The sequence below is a fragment of the Marinobacterium sp. BA1 genome (assembly GCF_041155135.1).
GTDB classification, from domain to species: domain Bacteria; phylum Pseudomonadota; class Gammaproteobacteria; order Pseudomonadales; family Balneatricaceae; genus Marinobacterium; species Marinobacterium iners.
This window is the reverse complement of the sequence record NZ_BAAFHC010000001.1, coordinates 1,787,735-1,804,419: the sequence shown is the minus strand read 5'-3', so window position 1 is coordinate 1,804,419 and position 16,685 is coordinate 1,787,735. Positions and strand designations below refer to the sequence as shown.

The 16,685-nt window shown below is 55.6% G+C and carries 15 protein-coding genes; 6 read left to right on the top strand and 9 right to left on the bottom strand.

The window, feature by feature from the left end; genetic code table 11:
* Positions 1 to 42: 42 nt before the first annotated feature.
* The 9 genes from ACAM29_RS08715 to ACAM29_RS08675 all read right to left on the bottom strand — a co-directional run bounded on the left by ACAM29_RS08715 (position 43) and on the right by ACAM29_RS08675 (position 10,491).
* Entirely contained in the window at positions 43 to 174 is a 132-nt protein-coding gene (locus ACAM29_RS08715; protein ID WP_369623892.1) for a hypothetical protein, read from the bottom strand.
* Positions 175 to 221: 47 nt separating this feature from the next.
* The gene (locus tag ACAM29_RS08710) at positions 222 to 770 is read right to left on the bottom strand and encodes a hypothetical protein (protein ID WP_091828113.1); all 549 of its coding nucleotides are present in this window, start codon (positions 768 to 770) and stop codon (positions 222 to 224) included.
* A gap of 182 nt (positions 771 to 952) precedes the next feature.
* On the bottom strand, positions 953 to 1,441 hold the full coding sequence (locus ACAM29_RS08705) for a tyrosine-type recombinase/integrase (protein ID WP_369625133.1): 489 nt from the start codon (positions 1,439 to 1,441) through the stop codon (positions 953 to 955).
* A gap of 176 nt (positions 1,442 to 1,617) precedes the next feature.
* Positions 1,618 to 2,949 (bottom strand): PepSY-associated TM helix domain-containing protein, encoded by a 1,332-nt coding sequence (locus tag ACAM29_RS08700; protein ID WP_369623891.1) that lies wholly within the window; start codon positions 2,947 to 2,949, stop codon positions 1,618 to 1,620.
* Between the two features lie 131 nt (positions 2,950 to 3,080).
* The gene (locus ACAM29_RS08695) at positions 3,081 to 5,453 is read right to left on the bottom strand and encodes a TonB-dependent siderophore receptor (RefSeq protein ID WP_369623890.1); all 2,373 of its coding nucleotides are present in this window, start codon (positions 5,451 to 5,453) and stop codon (positions 3,081 to 3,083) included.
* Positions 5,454 to 5,625: 172 nt separating this feature from the next.
* Positions 5,626 to 6,606 (bottom strand): FecR domain-containing protein, encoded by a 981-nt coding sequence (locus ACAM29_RS08690; RefSeq protein WP_369623889.1) that lies wholly within the window; start codon positions 6,604 to 6,606, stop codon positions 5,626 to 5,628.
* On the bottom strand, positions 6,603 to 7,115 hold the full coding sequence (locus ACAM29_RS08685) for a sigma-70 family RNA polymerase sigma factor (protein ID WP_091827442.1): 513 nt from the start codon (positions 7,113 to 7,115) through the stop codon (positions 6,603 to 6,605). The genes ACAM29_RS08690 and ACAM29_RS08685 overlap by 4 nt, the downstream gene beginning before the upstream one ends.
* A 408-nt stretch (positions 7,116 to 7,523) precedes the next feature.
* Positions 7,524 to 9,602, bottom strand: coding sequence for a TonB-dependent receptor family protein (locus ACAM29_RS08680; protein WP_369623888.1), 2,079 nt, complete (start codon positions 9,600 to 9,602; stop codon positions 7,524 to 7,526).
* A gap of 232 nt (positions 9,603 to 9,834) precedes the next feature.
* On the bottom strand, positions 9,835 to 10,491 hold the full coding sequence (locus ACAM29_RS08675; RefSeq protein WP_369623887.1) for a GntR family transcriptional regulator: 657 nt from the start codon (positions 10,489 to 10,491) through the stop codon (positions 9,835 to 9,837).
* A 179-nt stretch (positions 10,492 to 10,670) separates the two neighbouring features.
* Between ACAM29_RS08675 and ACAM29_RS08670 the strand changes: the two genes are divergently transcribed.
* The 6 genes from ACAM29_RS08670 to ACAM29_RS08645 all read left to right on the top strand — a co-directional run bounded on the left by ACAM29_RS08670 (position 10,671) and on the right by ACAM29_RS08645 (position 16,634).
* Positions 10,671 to 11,570 (top strand): ABC transporter substrate-binding protein, encoded by a 900-nt coding sequence (locus tag ACAM29_RS08670; RefSeq protein ID WP_369623886.1) that lies wholly within the window; start codon positions 10,671 to 10,673, stop codon positions 11,568 to 11,570.
* 8 nt (positions 11,571 to 11,578) lie between these two features.
* Positions 11,579 to 12,556 carry a FecCD family ABC transporter permease gene (locus tag ACAM29_RS08665; protein ID WP_369623885.1) on the top strand — a complete coding sequence of 326 codons (978 nt, stop codon included), beginning with the start codon at positions 11,579 to 11,581 and terminating at the stop codon, positions 12,554 to 12,556.
* Positions 12,553 to 13,578 (top strand): FecCD family ABC transporter permease, encoded by a 1,026-nt coding sequence (locus ACAM29_RS08660; RefSeq protein ID WP_369623884.1) that lies wholly within the window; start codon positions 12,553 to 12,555, stop codon positions 13,576 to 13,578. Before ACAM29_RS08665 ends, ACAM29_RS08660 begins: the two co-directional genes overlap by 4 nt.
* Before the next feature lie 16 nt (positions 13,579 to 13,594).
* Positions 13,595 to 14,410 (top strand): ABC transporter ATP-binding protein, encoded by an 816-nt coding sequence (locus ACAM29_RS08655; protein ID WP_369623883.1) that lies wholly within the window; start codon positions 13,595 to 13,597, stop codon positions 14,408 to 14,410.
* Positions 14,407 to 15,165, top strand: a complete 759-nt coding sequence (locus tag ACAM29_RS08650; RefSeq protein ID WP_369623882.1) for a PHB depolymerase family esterase — start codon at positions 14,407 to 14,409, stop codon at positions 15,163 to 15,165. Before ACAM29_RS08655 ends, ACAM29_RS08650 begins: the two co-directional genes overlap by 4 nt.
* Positions 15,166 to 15,686: 521 nt before the next feature.
* Positions 15,687 to 16,634, top strand: coding sequence for an IS30 family transposase (locus ACAM29_RS08645; RefSeq protein ID WP_369622766.1), 948 nt, complete (start codon positions 15,687 to 15,689; stop codon positions 16,632 to 16,634).
* The last annotated feature ends 51 nt before the right edge of the window (positions 16,635 to 16,685 follow it).

Sequence of the window (16,685 nt, the reverse complement as noted above, 5' to 3'; positions counted from 1 at the left end):
AATTACTCCTTTTTTGTCGAGGAATTAAATAGATGGATCGCTTTAAAAGCGATCCATCTTCAATGCCTGAAACTCTTTAATCACACTTTTGGCAGGCTCATCAATGTTTATATGAATTTCTCGCTTTGGACCATCGTAGACTCCTTTCCAAGTTACCGGTTTAATATAAGACATATAGGCCTCCAGTCCTTAGTATTTTTTATGTATATATTTAATAGCCATTAACCAAACCAACCTTCCCCAGTAGCTTCTTTATATACTGGGCTTGCATTTTTATTTGTAAAATCGATCAATATTTCAAGAATTTTCGAAGGTTCTGTTCCTTTAGACTTCTCGGAATCGTAAAGCTCTTTTCTGGCTGTTTTAAATATAGCCGCGTCTCGATTAAAAGCAGCTTCAAAATCCTGGGTAACCAAGCGCCCAGAAGTTGCGAGCCTATGAGGACCATTCAGGTTTTCGCGGATAGACTCCAAACTAACAAACATGGTTGTTACCGAGTTCACCATCATGTTTGACATTTCGTCCGCAAAAGAAGAGTCTAAATTCCCCTCGTTAATGAGTCTCTGTTGGGCCTCGGTCCTGGGTGGTATTTCGTTCAGAGTGGAAGCATTCTCCACAAAGGTCTTTCCAGCACTGGAAATAGTCACTTGATCCGCATATTTTTCCACACTGGCACCCGTGGCGGGCAATACATTGCCGCTTTGCTTACCACCTACGGATGATTGAATGTCATTGTAGGTCAATACGTTATAGCCGGGCTGAATGATCATATCGCGCTCCTTGCAAGTAATCTTAACGTTTACGAAGCACAATCCATGCCAGAATCCTTACGGATAAAGGAAATACCGTGAATTCGCTGAGTCGCTTTTTTACTAACTAATCTCTCCCTTTTATCTTCAGCTTCTACTGTCTGAAAGGGCCAGCAAGCACTGACCCTCTCCATGCCCGCACCTCAGACATCAGTTTGCTCAGCCAAAGCAAGGGCGTCTTCCAACTCCACTCCTAGGTATCGGACAGTGCTATCCAACTTCGAATGACCGAGTAGTAGCTGGACTGCCCTCAGATCATGCGTACGTCTGTATATCAGAGTCGGCTTGGTCCTTCTCATCGTGTGTGTCCCGTAGTCACAGACATCCAAACCAACACTTGTAACCCACTGATCAACGATGCGGGCATGTTGCCGTGTAGTCAGAGGGCGGTTGGGAACGACCCTGCAGGGGAACAGAAAGTCATTGCTTGTTAACCTTTTATTGTCGATCCAATCGCGCAGGGATTTTCGGGTCTCTTCAGTAATCTCGAACTGTACTGGCTTGCCTGTTTTCTTCTGGACGATGATGGCTCTGCTCTGAATAGATATCCCGTGGCTGATGTCTTTGACTTTTAGGTTCATCAAGTCACAGCCGCGTAGTTTGCTATCGATCGCGAGATTAAACATCGCCAGGTCACGAGTCTTTTCTACAAGCTCAAGACGGATTCGAATGCCCCAAATCTATTTAAGTCTCAGTGGGCGTTTTTGTCCCAGCAACTTCCTTTTGTTCCAGGGTGATTTCAGGTGTTCTACAGTAACACGGGGCTCGCTCATCGCTCTATCCTCCTCAGTTGGGGGATAAGTATTGATCAGTCTGTAGGTCTGCGCTGAAGCGCAGAAGTTGATCTCCATAGCATCCATACCCACCCAGCCAGAATGCCCAGTGTCAGAGCTACCCAACCGTTAATTACTGCACTGACGCCAGGTGCCAGATTAGGAAGTTGGTGTGCTCCCTCCACCACGAGTCCGTAGTAGTCTCTGACTTCAATGAAGCCAAAGGAAGATGAGGCCGCCAGTACCAAAACAGAGACCACCATTGCGGCACTGGTTCCCGGCCAGCGATGGCGTTCTTTGGCTTCACCGGCTAAGCGCCTAGCATGCAGGTAGGTACCGCTCAATATGAGTCCCGACAGCAGCAGGCCAAACAGGAACCAGATCGATTTGCTCCACAGGCCGCCAAAGTCACCGAAATGCAGCGGATCGGCGGTATCGGTCCAGCGCCAATAGAGTGAATAATCGTGTGGCGTTTGGTTGTAGAGGACCTCACCAGTGTAGCGGTCCAGGCGTACCCGGTTGGCGCGATCCCTGACCAACAGGTGGTCGGACTGGCCTTGAATCACGATGGTAGGGCCGTCAATGTAAACACTGCGGATTTCGAGGTCGGGGCGCTCTGTCCGGGCTTTCTCAATCAGTTGTGTAAGTGGTTGAGCGGGGAGACCATTGGGGTGGTTCGGTACCGGCAGTTGGTGGACCGCATAATGAGCAGTGCCGGCATAGCTGATTTTGCCATCAATGAAATCGTACCGTGCGGCTTCGACAAGATACCACAGGCCCGTAATGCCAATAACAACAAGAAACCACAATGACCAAAGGCCGCCGGTTTTGTGCAATTCGCTCCAGAAGCTTCGGCTATGTAACTTTGGCAAGCGAAAGAACCGGCGCCACCAGCGCTTGTAGAACATCAGAGCGGCAATCAGTGAGACCAGCATGCTGACGGCGAAGGCGGACACCACATATATGCCGATGCCGGGTAGAAAGAGGTTCCTGTGAAAACTGCGAAAAAACCTTTGTACGTTAAAGTAGCTGTAGTCCCCGAGCAGTTCGGCTGATGCAGGGTCGGCATATACACGCACAGACTTTTTTTCGGGCAAGTCGATTATGACCTCGGCGGATGAAAGGGGGTGTAGGGGAGCGATGAGCCAACGCAGCGTGGCGTCGGGATATGCATCCTCTACATTTCTGACCACTGCTTCCCAATCCAGTGGGGCTTTGGGTACGTCTATCCGCGTTTCGGGGGTTACAAGCCAGTCCAGCTCGTGTGCGATGACAGCGAATGTTCCGCTCCAGCAGATAATGAATAGCAGCAGGCCGGTAATCACACCGGTAAAGCTGTGAATGCGGAACCAGGTTCGAACTTTCATAAACGATGCCCAATACAGAGAGCACCGGTCTGAGCCGGTGTCTTTTGTCAAAATAGAGTAGAGTGAATTAGCAGGCTGACTGCCCCGTGCGGCGGCAGTCAGCCATTCTTCAGGGTCTGTAATCAGGTCACTTAGAAAGAGTAGCTGGCAGACAATATTACCTGAAGCGGATTCCCCGGATAGACTCGGCCAGGGTAGTAGCCACCGGTCCAGTGGTCTTCATCGGTCAGGTTCTTACCCATCAGAGACAAATTCCAGCTGTTGGTGCGGTAGAACAGTCCGGCGTTGTATAGAGTGTATGACGGCAGGTCGAAGCCTTCCTGGAAGGTCTTGCGCTCGCCCACGTATTCGGCACCGACACCCATTGAGAGTGCCTGGTTCAGCTGGTATTTGGTCCAGATTGACGCCGCGTGCTTGGGAGCACCCTCTTTGGTTTTGCCTTCGTTCTCTTTTACTTCGTCCTTGGTGACCTTGGCCTCGTTGTAGGCATAATTGGCAACAATGGATAGTCGGTCCGTAAGCTTGCCAATCATCTCCAGCTCAAGTCCTGTGGACTGCTCCTGTCCACGTTGACGCATTAGGTCGGAATTTCCGGTGACGTTGGCCCAAGTAACAATGTCGTCATTGATGATGTGGTAGAGTGCCGCTGTGAACAAAAGGTCGCCATCAAATGCCTGATGCTTGGCACCCACTTCATAGAGTCGGCTGGTAGTTGGAGCGAAGGGACCGCCTTCTTGCGCTGTGTAACCGAAATTCGGCTCGAATCCTTCGGCGTAAGTGCCATAGAAGCTCAAGTTGTCGGTATGGCGGTATACAGTACCCAGGCGCAATGCCAGATCACTGTCCGAGTTTTCCTCTCCTCCGACCGGGGTGGTTGTGAAGTGCGAGTAGCGTACGCCAGCCAGCAAATCCCAGTCGCCCAACGTCATTTGATCCTGAATGAACAGGCCAACACGTTTGTTCTCAGCTCCCCAAGGGCTCGATGAGGGGGTGGTGAGCGTGTAACTTTCCACGGGTCGGCTGATATTTTCAGGGTTGAGAACATCAAACACGAAGACGTTGTTGGCACCCATGTCACGTGATTCATTCTCTTGCGTTAATGCATCACCCCCGACAACCAGTTTGTGGGAGATGTGCCCGGTATCGAAATGGCCGGTCGCATATATGGTTCCGCTGAGGGTTTCTGCTTCAGTTGTACGATCTCCGTATCGTACGTTGTATTCACTGCCGGAAGGCAGACTGCTGCCTACTCGGTGTTCGGTCAGGTGCTCGTCATAACTGTGGTACTGGAACGCGGCTGCGAGGCGCCACTGATCCGACAAAGCCTGGTCCAGGGACAGTGAAGCGGTCAGGTCCTCGTAGTCGAGGCCATCACCAGGCTGAGTGACCGAAACGTCGATCGGTATTGTGCCCAGCGAGTCTGCATCGGCCAGATTCGGCTGTCCGCGGTCCAGTACGGTGTTGCGGTTGGTGTAGCTGAACTCCAGGTTGAGGCGGGTATCATCGCTGGGAACCCACGACAAGGATGGCGAAAGACTGTAGCCTTTGTCGAAGATCTCGGTTCGGAACGAGTCATGGTCCCATTTTGAAGCGTTGAAGCGATACAGGAATGTACCACTTTCATTGACAGGGCCCGTTGTGTCGAGGGCGACCAGGCCCTGTTTTTTGCCTGAACCAAAGCTGCTCAGATCACCGCGTATCTCATGTCGACTTTCGTTAAGCGGTTTTTTCGTAACTATATTGATCACGCCGCCCGGACTGGCTTGCCCGTACAGCATGGCGGACGGCCCCTTGATGACCTCGACGCGTTCAACGTTGGCGATATAGGGCTGGGACCAGAAGTTATTGTAAACACGCATGCCATTGACGCGTCGGTCATCCGAGTTGCGAAAGCCGCGAATCGTCAGGTCATCGTATACCGAGAACTCGTTTACCCCGGCCACGAAAGGGGCCACATCATTGAGTAGCAACAGGCTCTGCTCCTCAATCACCTCTTTGGTCACAGTGTTGACCGTCTGAGGAACATCCAGAATGTGGGTTTCGGTCTTGGTGGCTGAGAAGGTGGTTTCGGCAAAGTCAGTCTGGGAGGCACGGCCGGTCACCTCAATGGCCTGAAGCGTTACTACCTCATCGCCTCTCAGTTTGGCTTTGACACGGTAACCGCCGTTTTCAGGAACGGCGATCAGACTGGTCCCATTCAGCAGTTGCTGCAATGCTTCCTGAGTTGCATAACTGCCTTTCAGGCCTTTAGTCGTCTTGCTGTTCAGCTCACTTGCTTCATAGCTCAGATTAACCCCGGCCATGCGAGCAAACTGCTCCAGGGCAGAGTCCAGAGGGCCTGCAGGAACGGTGAACTGGTGCACCTCGGTGGATTCTGTCGCCGCGAATACCTGTGCCCCGGCTGTAAGGCCAAGCGCGATACTCAGAGTGGCGGCCTGGAGGGCGATGGCAAGGGGGGAGCGGCGCAATACACACGACTGTCCGCGAAAGGGGGGATGGTTCATTCTCAATCCTCATTAACAAATTAGGGTTGTCGAGTGCGGGGGCTGAATAAAAGCCGAATGAGAATTAAAATCCCCTCAATTTGCATTTAATTTTTTGATGGTTGAGTCTCTGGCAGAGAAAGTGCCAGGGAATTGACATAAGTAATCAAAGGCCCAAAGGGGCTTGTCGCTGTCAGGCAAGGTCGACGACCACCCAGAATGGAGTCCTGAATTCAACTTTGATAGGTTGGGTATTCGCCAGGAATTTCAGAGTGTCATCGGTGTTGTGTAACTGAAAAACGCCTGAAACGGGAAAGTCTGCTAGCCTGGGCGTATAGTCGATAACACCGGTGCGATAGCGACTTAGTTCATCGAGCAGCTCTCCCAGTGGAATGCGTTTGCCCGCTATAACGCCACTCGTCCATGCATCGGCTGGAATTGTGCCAGTAGCGGCCTGTGATATGCCGTTTGCCGACAGCCATATGCTTTCACCGCTCTGACCCCGCTGATGGGTGCCCTTGCGGTTGAGCAGTTCGACGTGTCCCTCAAGAATGCTGACTCTGGCGCGTTGGTCTTCGAGCCGTACGGTAAAACGCGAATTCAGAGTCTGTATGCGACCTGCTGATGTTTCGACTCGAAACGGGCGGGGCTGCTCATGCCCAGAATCCCGGCCCGTTGCAAGCAGCATTTCCCCACGTCGCAGGGTCAACGTGCGAAGCTGTCCACCCAAGTCCGTGCTGACGGCACTGTCTGTATTCAGCATTAAGTGACTACCGTCAGGCAAATCCAGGGTGGCTTGCTCTCCGGTTACGGTCGTGAAGTCCGATAACAAGCGCTGCCATGGGGTGTATTCCTTTGTCAGCCAGCCGCTACCCAACATCATTCCAGCCAGTGACAGTGTCTTGAGGGCCCTGCGACGGCTTTGTCGAGAAATTTGGCGTTGTTTTTCCAGCGTTCTGAGAGCATGTGCGATGGGCTGGGATTGGAGCGTGGTGAAGCCCCCATGTAGGTCCTTGACGCGTGACCAGGCTAACCGGTGCAGGGGGTTGCGCTGCAGCCACTGTTCCAGCTCTGTATGCTGATCTTCAGTTGCCTCGTTCATTTCAAGCCGGATGAGCCATGTAATCGCTTCATCAATGATAGGGGCCGGGACGGTGTCCTTGTGTGATTTCATGGTTCATACTGCAGGTGATAGCAGTGTCGAAGTGCCTTGGCGAGATAGCGCTCTGCGGTAGCACGGGAAACGCCAAGTTGCTCAGCTACTTGGCGGCAGGTGCACCCTTCAAGCTGAGCCAGCAGAAAGGCCTGGCGCACTTTGGGTTTGAGGGTGTCCAGCATTTGATCGATTTCTGTCAGTGTTTCGAATAGTACCAGCCCCAGTTCTGGAGATGGTATGGACTCCTCAGGTAGCTGTGCAAGTGTTTCCTGCCAGGCCAGCTCCAGTTCACGGCGTCTCCAGTGGTCTGTCAGCAGACCTCGCGCTATTGTGGCCAGAAACGCTCTGGGTTCACGCAAAGGCTGGTCTTGAAGCTGCCCACGACGCCGAATAACCCGTAAAAAAGTATCTTGGGCCAGATCCTCTGCCTGGCAGGCACACTGAGTACGTGAACGAAACCAGCAGCGTAACCACGTGTTGTGCTCGATGTAGAGTGCTTCTGTTGGGCAGATACTTTTCGATGGCATGACGCAATTCAACCACAGCCTGCAATTTTTTATAAATGATAATCATTGTTAATATGGTACGCAACAGCGGGTTGAATCAGGGAGGCAGGCTTTGGCTGGCGGCTTGAGCGGCTGGCAAATAGCTGTCAGTTAATTGGTCCATATCAGCTTGCCTCATTCTCAGCCGTTGAGGACGGTCAGCCTAACGTCAGCTTTGGGCCAACTCCAGCATGACTGACGCGCTGGCCTAGCTAGCGCACATTGCAGACGTTCGAGGAAGCGTATCCGAATGGTTCTCATAGGTGCTCTGAGAAACAGGGGATCTTCAGTTCACTATAAAACGATCATCTTTTGTACTGTTTCAGGATAAATCTAAACTGGGTCACTAAAGAGAAAGAGTGACCCAGCTCACTGCTGAAGTTTTGCTGATTAGAAGTCCAGTTGAGCACTTAGGATAAATGCACGACCCGGGCCGGGAACTCGACCTACCGGGCTGACGTCGGCGCCACGGAAGTAGTAGTCCTCATCCAGCAGGTTGTTGGCCGATAGGGCCAGCTGCAATTGCTTGTTGCTACCCAGGTTGAAGTCACGGGCAACACGGGCGTTGACCAGCGTGTAGCTCGGCAGTTTGCCGGCGCTGCCATTGGCGGTTTCCGCCTCGGTATTGGCGGCATCGCTATAGCTGCTGCTGACGTAAGTGCCGGTCAGGCTGCCTTGCCACTGGTTGTGCTGATAGACCGCTTCGGCACCCCAGTGATGGTGAGGTGCATTGGGCAGTTCATTACCGACATTGGCGCCACTGCGCTGCTCTGTATCCAGGTAGGTGTAGCTGAGTCCCAGCTTGAGCTGATCACTGGCCTGCCAGTCGCTGCTCAGCTCTATGCCCTGAGAACGGGCTTCTCCCAGATTGATGTAGGTGTTGCTGGGCTTGTCATACTGGATCAGGTCTTCATGTTCGATCCGGAACAGGGTAGCACCGGCAGACAGGTCAGTAGTTGCCTGCAGGCGAGCGCCCAGTTCGTAATTCCAGGCCAGTTCGTTGCCCACTTCCCCCGGCTTGGTGACCTGTGCGGTCTGTACCGGAACCAGCGAGCGCTGGGCGTTGGTGTAGACAAAGAGGTCGTTGGTGGCCTGGAAACCGACGGTCAGGCCCGGTAGCCACTTGCTGACGCTGTTTTCGTCGACCGTTCCGGAGATGCCGTCGTTGTAGTCGGTTGTAACGTTTTCATAGCGGATACCCGGTGTAACATCCAAGCGTCCGTTCATCAGGCTGATGGTATCGCTGGCATAGGCGGCCCAGGCGTCTGTCTCAAAATGCCAGTCGCGCACGTTGGAGTAGTTGCCGGTCGCGAACTCCAGTCGGTTGACGTCAAACTCGACTTCCTCGCGAATGTAGCGGGCACCCAGCGTGATGGTGTGGTTGTCCTGACGCAAGGTCAGTCGTGGCTCGGTGCCGTAAACGGTAAACAGGCGTGGCGAGTCCGCCAGGTGGGTGGACGGCAGGGATGGGTCTGCCCAGTGATCACTTGTCCCCAGGCGCTGACCGAAATAGAAGGTACGATCAGCGTCGTGGGCAAAGTTGCGCCACTGGAACTCGACATCATCGTTGGGTGTGTAGGTCCAGGTCAGGGTGCCACGCAACATGTCCGCGTCATAGCCATCGTGTGGACGCTGTGACTGCGTGAGGTCATCCTGGTAGGCGGCAGGGCTGAGGGCACCGGGCAGGCTGGCATCGACATCGTAGTACTGCAGTTGGGCGGCTATTTCGTGCTCAAGGTTGGGGGTGTAGCGTGCGTCCAGAATCACGTTGCTCACGTCGGTGTCTGAGTTCTCACGGGTGCCTTCACCGTTTTGCAGGTTGACCTGCAGTTGCAGGGCCAGCTGCTCATTAACTGCACCACCGACACGGTAGTAGAAGTCATTCAGCAGATTTCCGGTCTCTTCGCTGATGATCACCTGTTCACGGATGGTCTGTGACAGCTCATTTGGAATGGCACGGGTATGCAGGTTGATCACACCGCCCAGGTTGTTGGGGCCGTAGTGAACGGCGGCGCCGCCGCGCACCACATCGATGCTCTGAATGCTGGGAAAGGTGACAGGAAACAGGGAGATGCCCACGTTGGTGTACGGGCCGATGGCGATGGGGTAGCCGTCCACCAGGAACTGAACACGCTCACTGCGCAACGGGTTCATGCCGCGTACGCCGATATTGGGCAGAATACCGGTACCGGTTTCATCCAGAACCTGCAGGCCGGGCGTGCCGCGCAGGGCGTCTTCCAGATTGAGTGCACCGCGCTCATGCAGTGCTGCTTCAGTAATCAGGTTACGTGAACCGGGGTAGACCCTGATTTCCTCCTCGCTGGCGCTACCAAGCCAGTCACCGGTAACCACCAGAGTGTCCTGAGTGGTCTCGGCCTGGGCCATTACAGAGAAGCTGGCCAGCAGGCAGCTGCAGTACAGGGCCTTGCGGGCAAAAGGATGTTTTGGTGGCGTGCTCTTTGTGCTCATCAAACTGCGTTCCCGAATTGGTTAAGACACAAGCATCGAGTCGTTGGGCGCGGTTTAGGCTGTTTGAGTGAGGGGGAAGCCTGTCCTGCTGAGGGTACTCGATACGATGTGGGCGGGATCATAAAAGCAAATTGGCGCCATTACAACATAATGATAATAATTATCACTTGGTCTTCGTATTCTATCTCTGCGTGAGGGTGGCGCTGGCCAGGCTGGAAATCAGTCGCAGCAATCAGGCGTTCAGTTCGGTATAGCTTTCACGCCAGCGGTTGAGATGGATGTGAATTAACGCCTGCAGGCGAATCAGATTTCTCTCTCTCAGCGCATCGACCATATCCAGGTGGTCCTGCGCACTGGCCTCTTGCGTGCTGCGTTTGGTCCAGCCACGGTCGGCGCTGCCGACACCGCGCTCACGCATCTCATCGACCATACGGGACAGGTGAGGGTTGCGGCAGTATTCATTGAAGCAGCGATGGAAAGCGAAGTTAAGCTCCATCATGCGTGCCAAGTCTTGCTGCTGGACAGCTTCTCTGAACATCAGGGCAAGCGACTCAAGCTCCTTCAGACCGGCTTCGTCCATATTGAGCATCACCCCGGCGGCGACCGCACACTCGACCAGTTCGCGCGCTTCGGTAATGGCCATGCGTTCCTGTAGGGAGTGCTCGATGACCCTGTAGCCCTTGTAGGGCACATGCTGCAGGAAGCCACTGCCGTGCAGCTCGCTCAGCGCAGAGCGTACGGTAAAACGGTTGACGCTGTAGGTCGCTTCCAGGTCGATCTGTTTGAGCCACTCGCCCGGACGATAAAGGCCTGACCCTATGGCTTGCTTGATTTTGCTGACCAATAGCTGGGTGGCCTGGTCGGAAAGCGGTTTGCTTTTGTTGCTCATACCTGTCCTTGTCTGTGCTGATAGAACCTTGTCCGTTCTCTGGTAGCGTTGGCATACCTGTCGAAAAAGAGGTCGATTTTGGCGCCAATTATGCCATAATGCGCCGCTTTAATGTGAATGATTCTGATTAGGTTTTATTGATGGCTAGAATGGTGCTTCGCACGCTCCTGCTATGTTTGGTGACTGTTCCGCTTGTTGTATCTGCCGTTACGGTCAAGGATGACCGCGGTGAGCCGGTACAGCTGCCCACATCTGCCGAGCGGGTGGTCAGCATTTCTACTTTCGGCACTGATCTGCTGTTGGCGTTGGGCATGAAACCGGCCGCGATTACCCGCTTTGGTCCTTTTGCCCAGCCAGATTACCTTGGTGACCGGCTTGCGGGCGTACCCGTCATCGGCAGCCGTTCACAGGTCAATATGGAATTGCTGTCTGAAGTCGCCCCGGATCTGGTGTTGGCCATCCGTCGCTATACGGAAAAAGATGCCAGCCGTTTTGCCGAGATTGCGCCCTATGCCGCACTTAACCTCGTGACCCTGAATGATAGCATCCGAGCAGTATCCATTGCCGGTGAGCTGTTGGGCAGGGCAGAGGATGCTGAACAGATTAACCGCCAGTTTCAACAGCAGCTGGAAACATACCGTGCGCAAGCGCCCGGCGGGCTGTCAGCCGCCCTGCTGGTGACGGGGGGCGAGGTGCCCTTCATCTACTACGATCACTTTCTGACGTCTGAGCTGCTCAACTGGCTCAATGTGGACAACGTTGGGGGAGCCTTGGCCAATCCCGAGCAGGGACTGCCGCTGGGTTACCGCATGCGCCTGGAAGACCTGTTGCAGCGGGATCCAGATGTGATTTTCCTATTTGCTTCCAACAAGGAGCGCGCCTTTACCCGCAACCCGATCTGGCCCTACCTGAAAGCGGTACGTCAGGGACGTGTGTACGAAGTGGGGCAGCACTGGAAGGAGGCCGCCGGGCCTATTGCCCGCTCGCTGGTGCTGCAGGAGATGGCGTACAGGCTTTATCCCGATCAATTTGCCATGCCGGAACTGCCCGAGTCACTGCGCAGCCGGCGCTATAACTAGGCATGCCGGTGAATATCAAGCTAGCGGCCGCTACGGCAGCTATTGTCGTGCTCACGGTGTTGCTGTCCTTGATGGTCGGTGCTCAGCCATTTACGCCGCTTGATCTCTGGCAGCTGAGCCAGGGCCAGGGCGAGCCGCTGCAGCGGATCCTGTTCTGGGAGCTGCGCCTGCCCCGTACTCTGCTGGCCTTGCTGGTGGGGGCAGCGCTGGCCACGGCTGGTGGCCTTATGCAGGGCGTAACACGCAACCCTCTGGCGGCACCGGATTTGACCGGCGTCGTTGCCGGTGCCGCTTGCATGGTAGTGATCCTGAGTACACTGGCCTCGGTAGACGCGGCCTGGTACCCACTGGCCGGTGTGGCAGGAGGTACGTTGGTGGGCGCTTTGACATTTGCGCTTGCCTGGAAAAATGGCCTCATGCCTGTCCGTGTGGTGTTGGCCGGTGTCGCCATGAGCTCGGTGTGTGTCGCCGTGATGACCGGATTGTTGGTGTTCTCGGGGGCTGAGGCGGGTGAGCTGTTTTTCTGGCTGGCGGGAGGTCTTAGTGGCCGAGGCTGGTCGCAGCTGGCAGAGGTTTTCGCCTGGACGGTTCTACCGCTGCTGCTGGCAGTACTTCTGGTTCAGCGGTTCAGGGTGTTACTGCTGGATGATGCGATAGGGCGCAGTCTGGGCATTTCCGTGTCTCGCTGGCGGCTGGTGTTCATGCTGTTGGCGGTGGTCATGACGGCCGGGGCGGTAACCGTTGCCGGGCCGGTCGGGTTCATTGGATTGGTTGTGCCCCATATCACGCGACGACTGCTGTCGGAGCAATCAGCGGCCTGGTTGCCGTTGAATGCCGTGCTGGGCGGGGTACTGTTGCTCTCGGCTGATGTGCTGGCGCGCTTGTCGGCGACCGCCCAGGAAATACCACTGGGTGTCGTCACGGCGCTTCTGGGCGGCCCCTGGCTGATCCTATTGATGCACAAGGGGCTCAGGAGGGTGGCATGAGCAGAATTGTGATTTCGCCTGCAACCTGTTGGGGGCTGTTGCCCCCGGCCATTGGGCTGGGCCTGCTGCTGAGCCTCTGCCTGGGTGCGTCTTCGCTCAGTGTCGAGCAGGTTTTCGAGGCGCTGGTCGGCAGCGGCAGTGAGCATGGCATGCGAGTGGTCTGGGAATTGCGTTTGCCCCGGGCCCTGCTGGCTGCCGTTGTCGGGATACATTTCGCGCTTTCGGGGTGTTTGTTACAGACGCTAAGCCGCAACCCTCTGGCAGACCCCGGGATTCTGGGCATCTCCGCCGGTGCCAGCCTGGCGGCGGTGGCTCTGGTGGTGGGGGCCGCGATGCTGCCGGCCGGGGCGAGTCTCTATTGGCAGGGCGAGCAGCTGTTGACTTGGTTGCCTTTGGTGGCTCTGGCCGGCGGCGTGCTGGCCGCGGCAGGGGCGTATCTGCTCAGCGGGGCGGCGCGATTGACGCCACTGAGGCTGATCCTGACCGGAGTTGTCTGTGCGGCGGTTCTCAACGCCCTGATGACCGGGGTGTTGGCGCTTTGGGGACAGGCTCATACCGAAACCCTGGTGGCCTGGCTGGCCGGCAGTCTGCATGGCCGCGACTGGCACTATTTATGGGTGATTTTGCCATGGACGCTGCTGGGCCTGATCGGGACCGCATTGATTTTGAAACCACTGGGCCTGTTGCGTCTGAACGATGAACAGGTGCTGGGTCTGGGGCTTGATCTGGGGCGCTGGCGCCTGCTGGTGTTACTGGTGGCGACGCTGCTGGCCGCAAGCGCCGTGGCTGTGGCTGGCCCGATCGGCTTCGTTGGGCTAGTGGTGCCGCACATGGCGCGTGCACTGGTACCGGGAAGCCTGTCACACCAGTTGGGCATTTCGGCACTGCTGGGGGCCTTGCTGGTACTGGCGGCGGATCTGGCCGGGCGTACTTTGGTGGTCCCTTTCGAACTGCCCGTTGGAGTGCTCTGTGCCCTCATTGGTGTGCCCGCCTTTCTGTATCTGCTGAAGCAGCAGCCTTGAAAACAGGGGGAGAAACATGAACCTGAACGTGGAGCAGGTGCAGCTGGGCTATGACGGCAACACCATTATCAAAGAGCTGAGCGTAGCGATTCCCATGCAGCAGGTGACGGCCCTGATCGGCCCCAACGGCTGCGGCAAGAGTACCTTGCTGAAAAGCCTGGCGGGCCTGCTCAGGCCAACCCGGGGCTGCATTGAATTGCATGGCCGTTCACTGCAAGACTGGCCTCGCCGGGAGCTGGCGTTCGAAGTCGCCATGTTGCCGCAAAAGCCGGTGGCGCCAGAAGGTATTCGTGTGCGTGAGCTGGTCGAATACGGGCGCTTTCCCTATCAGGGTATTCTGCGCGGCGTCAGCCGCGAGGACCGGGAAGTGGTTACCTGGGCGATGGAACAGACCGGCGTGGAGAGTTATGCCGAAAAGCCCGTGCAGGAACTGTCCGGGGGGCAGCAGCAACGGGTCTGGATTGCCATGGCGATCGCCCAGCAGGCCAACATTCTGTTGCTCGACGAGCCCACAACCTTCCTCGACTGGGGGCATCAGCTGGAAGTACTGGAACTGCTGACCAAACTGAACCTTGAGCAAAAGCTGACGGTGGTGATGTCCTTGCATGACCTCAACCAGGCCGCGCAGTTTGCCGATCACGTGCTGGTCATGGAACAGGGGACCTTGCTGGCAGCGGGGACTCCAGAAAATGTTATTGAGGCAGGGATGCTGGCGAGCGTGTTTAACGTTGATGCCGAAGTGGATATCCGTGCCGATGGTAAACCCTACTGCCTGGCCAGAGGATCTATGAACAGGCCAGGAGTGCCCGAACGGATGAAGGATGCCGTGTGAGAGAGTTGCAGAGACGCTACCAGCGGGGGCGTATCCCGTTTACGGCCTGCCGGGCCGACCCCCGTTTTTCATACTGCCTCTATGTGCCGAGTAACCACCAGAATCAGGTGCAAACGGACGCCCCTCTGTTGGTGGCCGTGCATGGCTCGGGACGAACGGCCGAGGGGTTCAGGGATGCCTATATCGAGTTTGCCGAAGCGCATGGCTGCGTCGTGTTGGCGCCGCTGTTTCCTCGTGGCGCGGTTTGTGATGACGATCCGGATGGTTACAAGCTGCAGTCTCCGCGTGGCTATCGCTATGACCAGGTGCTGTTATCGATCATCGAAGAAGTGGCGACTGAATACCGGACAGAACGAGAGTTCTATCTTTACGGCTTCTCCGGAGGCGCTCAGTTCGCACACCGGTTTGCCTACCTGCATCCCCGCCGTCTGAAGGCTGTGTCCATTCATGCCCCCGGCCAGATATGTTTGCCCCACGTGTTTGAAGTGTCTGACCTGAAAGCACTTGAGCAGATCAGGGTGCAGATGGCGGTGGGGTGTGAGGATAGCCACCGACTTCCCGAAGAGGTAGGTGAGGGCGCAGGATGTTGTCGCAGAACCTTGTTGCTGAATTTGCACAAGGTCTGGGAGCAAGCGGGTATTAGGGCTGAACTGGAAGAAGTGCCCGGTGTCGCCCATGATGGCTTTGCGCTGATGCCTGTCGTGCAGAAATTCTTCGCCAAGCTGTTGGAGCAGGATAAGCTGAAAAATCTCTAGATGGCTCGTTTCACTTTGCCTGTCAAAACACCGCTGTATAAAGTCTGCTTAGGGTCATCGTCTGGTGTTCTGGCTACCTGGACACTTGCCGAAGCGCTAGGTAGCCCCTTCGCGCACATTGCAGACCTTCGCAGGAGTTGGTCGATCAGCGCACAACAGGATCTGTGGACAAGCTGATTTGAGTTTCTGTGATTACATACAGTGTATTGATGGCCACATGCGCTCCGCGCTCGCTTTGTGGCGTACCTGTGCTCATTTGCGACTGGTAACAGGCGGGAAAATCGTTCAGTATCAGGAAGCTATGGACTGGCCGTTGCAGGATAACGCGCACGGCAAAGCTGCAAAACGCGCATGCTCGTTTTCACCGGAAGAGAATGACTGTGATATCTCGATTTATCCATTCTCTTCAGGTGCTCGGGAATTCAGATAATAAGTGCGACACTCATGGTTGAACGGCGAGAGGTAGCCAACTGCTGACAGTGGTACGCTTCATCTCGCCAAAGGTAGAAGTAAGTATCACCATGAGTTATCAGCAGTTGACCGAGGGGAAACGATACCAGATATCGGTTCTTCTTGCGCAGGGAAGTCCAGCAACAGCGATTGCCCAAGCAGTCAAAGTCCATCGTTCGACGGTCTATCGGGAGTTGAAACGCAACAGTAGCCGAGAGGCATACAATCCCGGCAAAGCGCATCAACAGGCCATGCGGAGGCGTACAGGTGCCGCCAAATACCGCTTGCCGGAACGGGTCGTTCGCTATGTGGAATTGACTTTATCCTGGCGGTGGAGCCCGGAACAGATCAGCGGCGTCAGCAAGCTCATCGGCCTACCGGTGAGCCACGAGTGGATCTACCGCCATGTGGCGGCGGACAGGGTGCGTGGCGGCAAGCTTTACAAAGCGCTGCGCCAGGGCCATAAACGGTATCGTAGAGGCGCCAACAGCAAGCGTTCGGTGATCCCTGATCCGCGCTCGATAGATGAGCGCCCGTCGATTGTGGATACGCGAGAGCGCTTCGGTGACTGGGAGGTTGATACGGTGCTGGGCAAGCATGGTAGCGGTGCCCTAGTTACCTTGGCTGAGCGCAAAAGCAGGTTGTATCTGGTCCGCAAAGTAGCAGCCAAACGGGCCAGTGATGTGCGGGATGCCATCATCGATATGCTCAAGCCCTATGCGGCGTATGTGCACACGATTACGGCGGATAACGGGAGCGAATTCGTAGAGCACAAGGCTATAACCAAAGCGCTGGGCGCGGAGTTCTATTTTGCCCACCCGTACTCGTCATGGGAGCGAGGGCTGAACGAGAACTTTAACGGCCTGCTACGCCAATACATCCCGAAAGGTACGGATCTGCGGATGATCACCGGCGAGGATGTCCGCAAGGCAGAAAAACAGTTAAACCTGAGGCCTCGCAAATGCCTCGGGTTCAGGCAGCCCGAAATTGTATTCCAGGAATACCTTCAGGCTGCATAGGCGGGTGTCGCACTTCGGAGTTGAATTCGCGCCCTTAGCACGGCGTTAGCA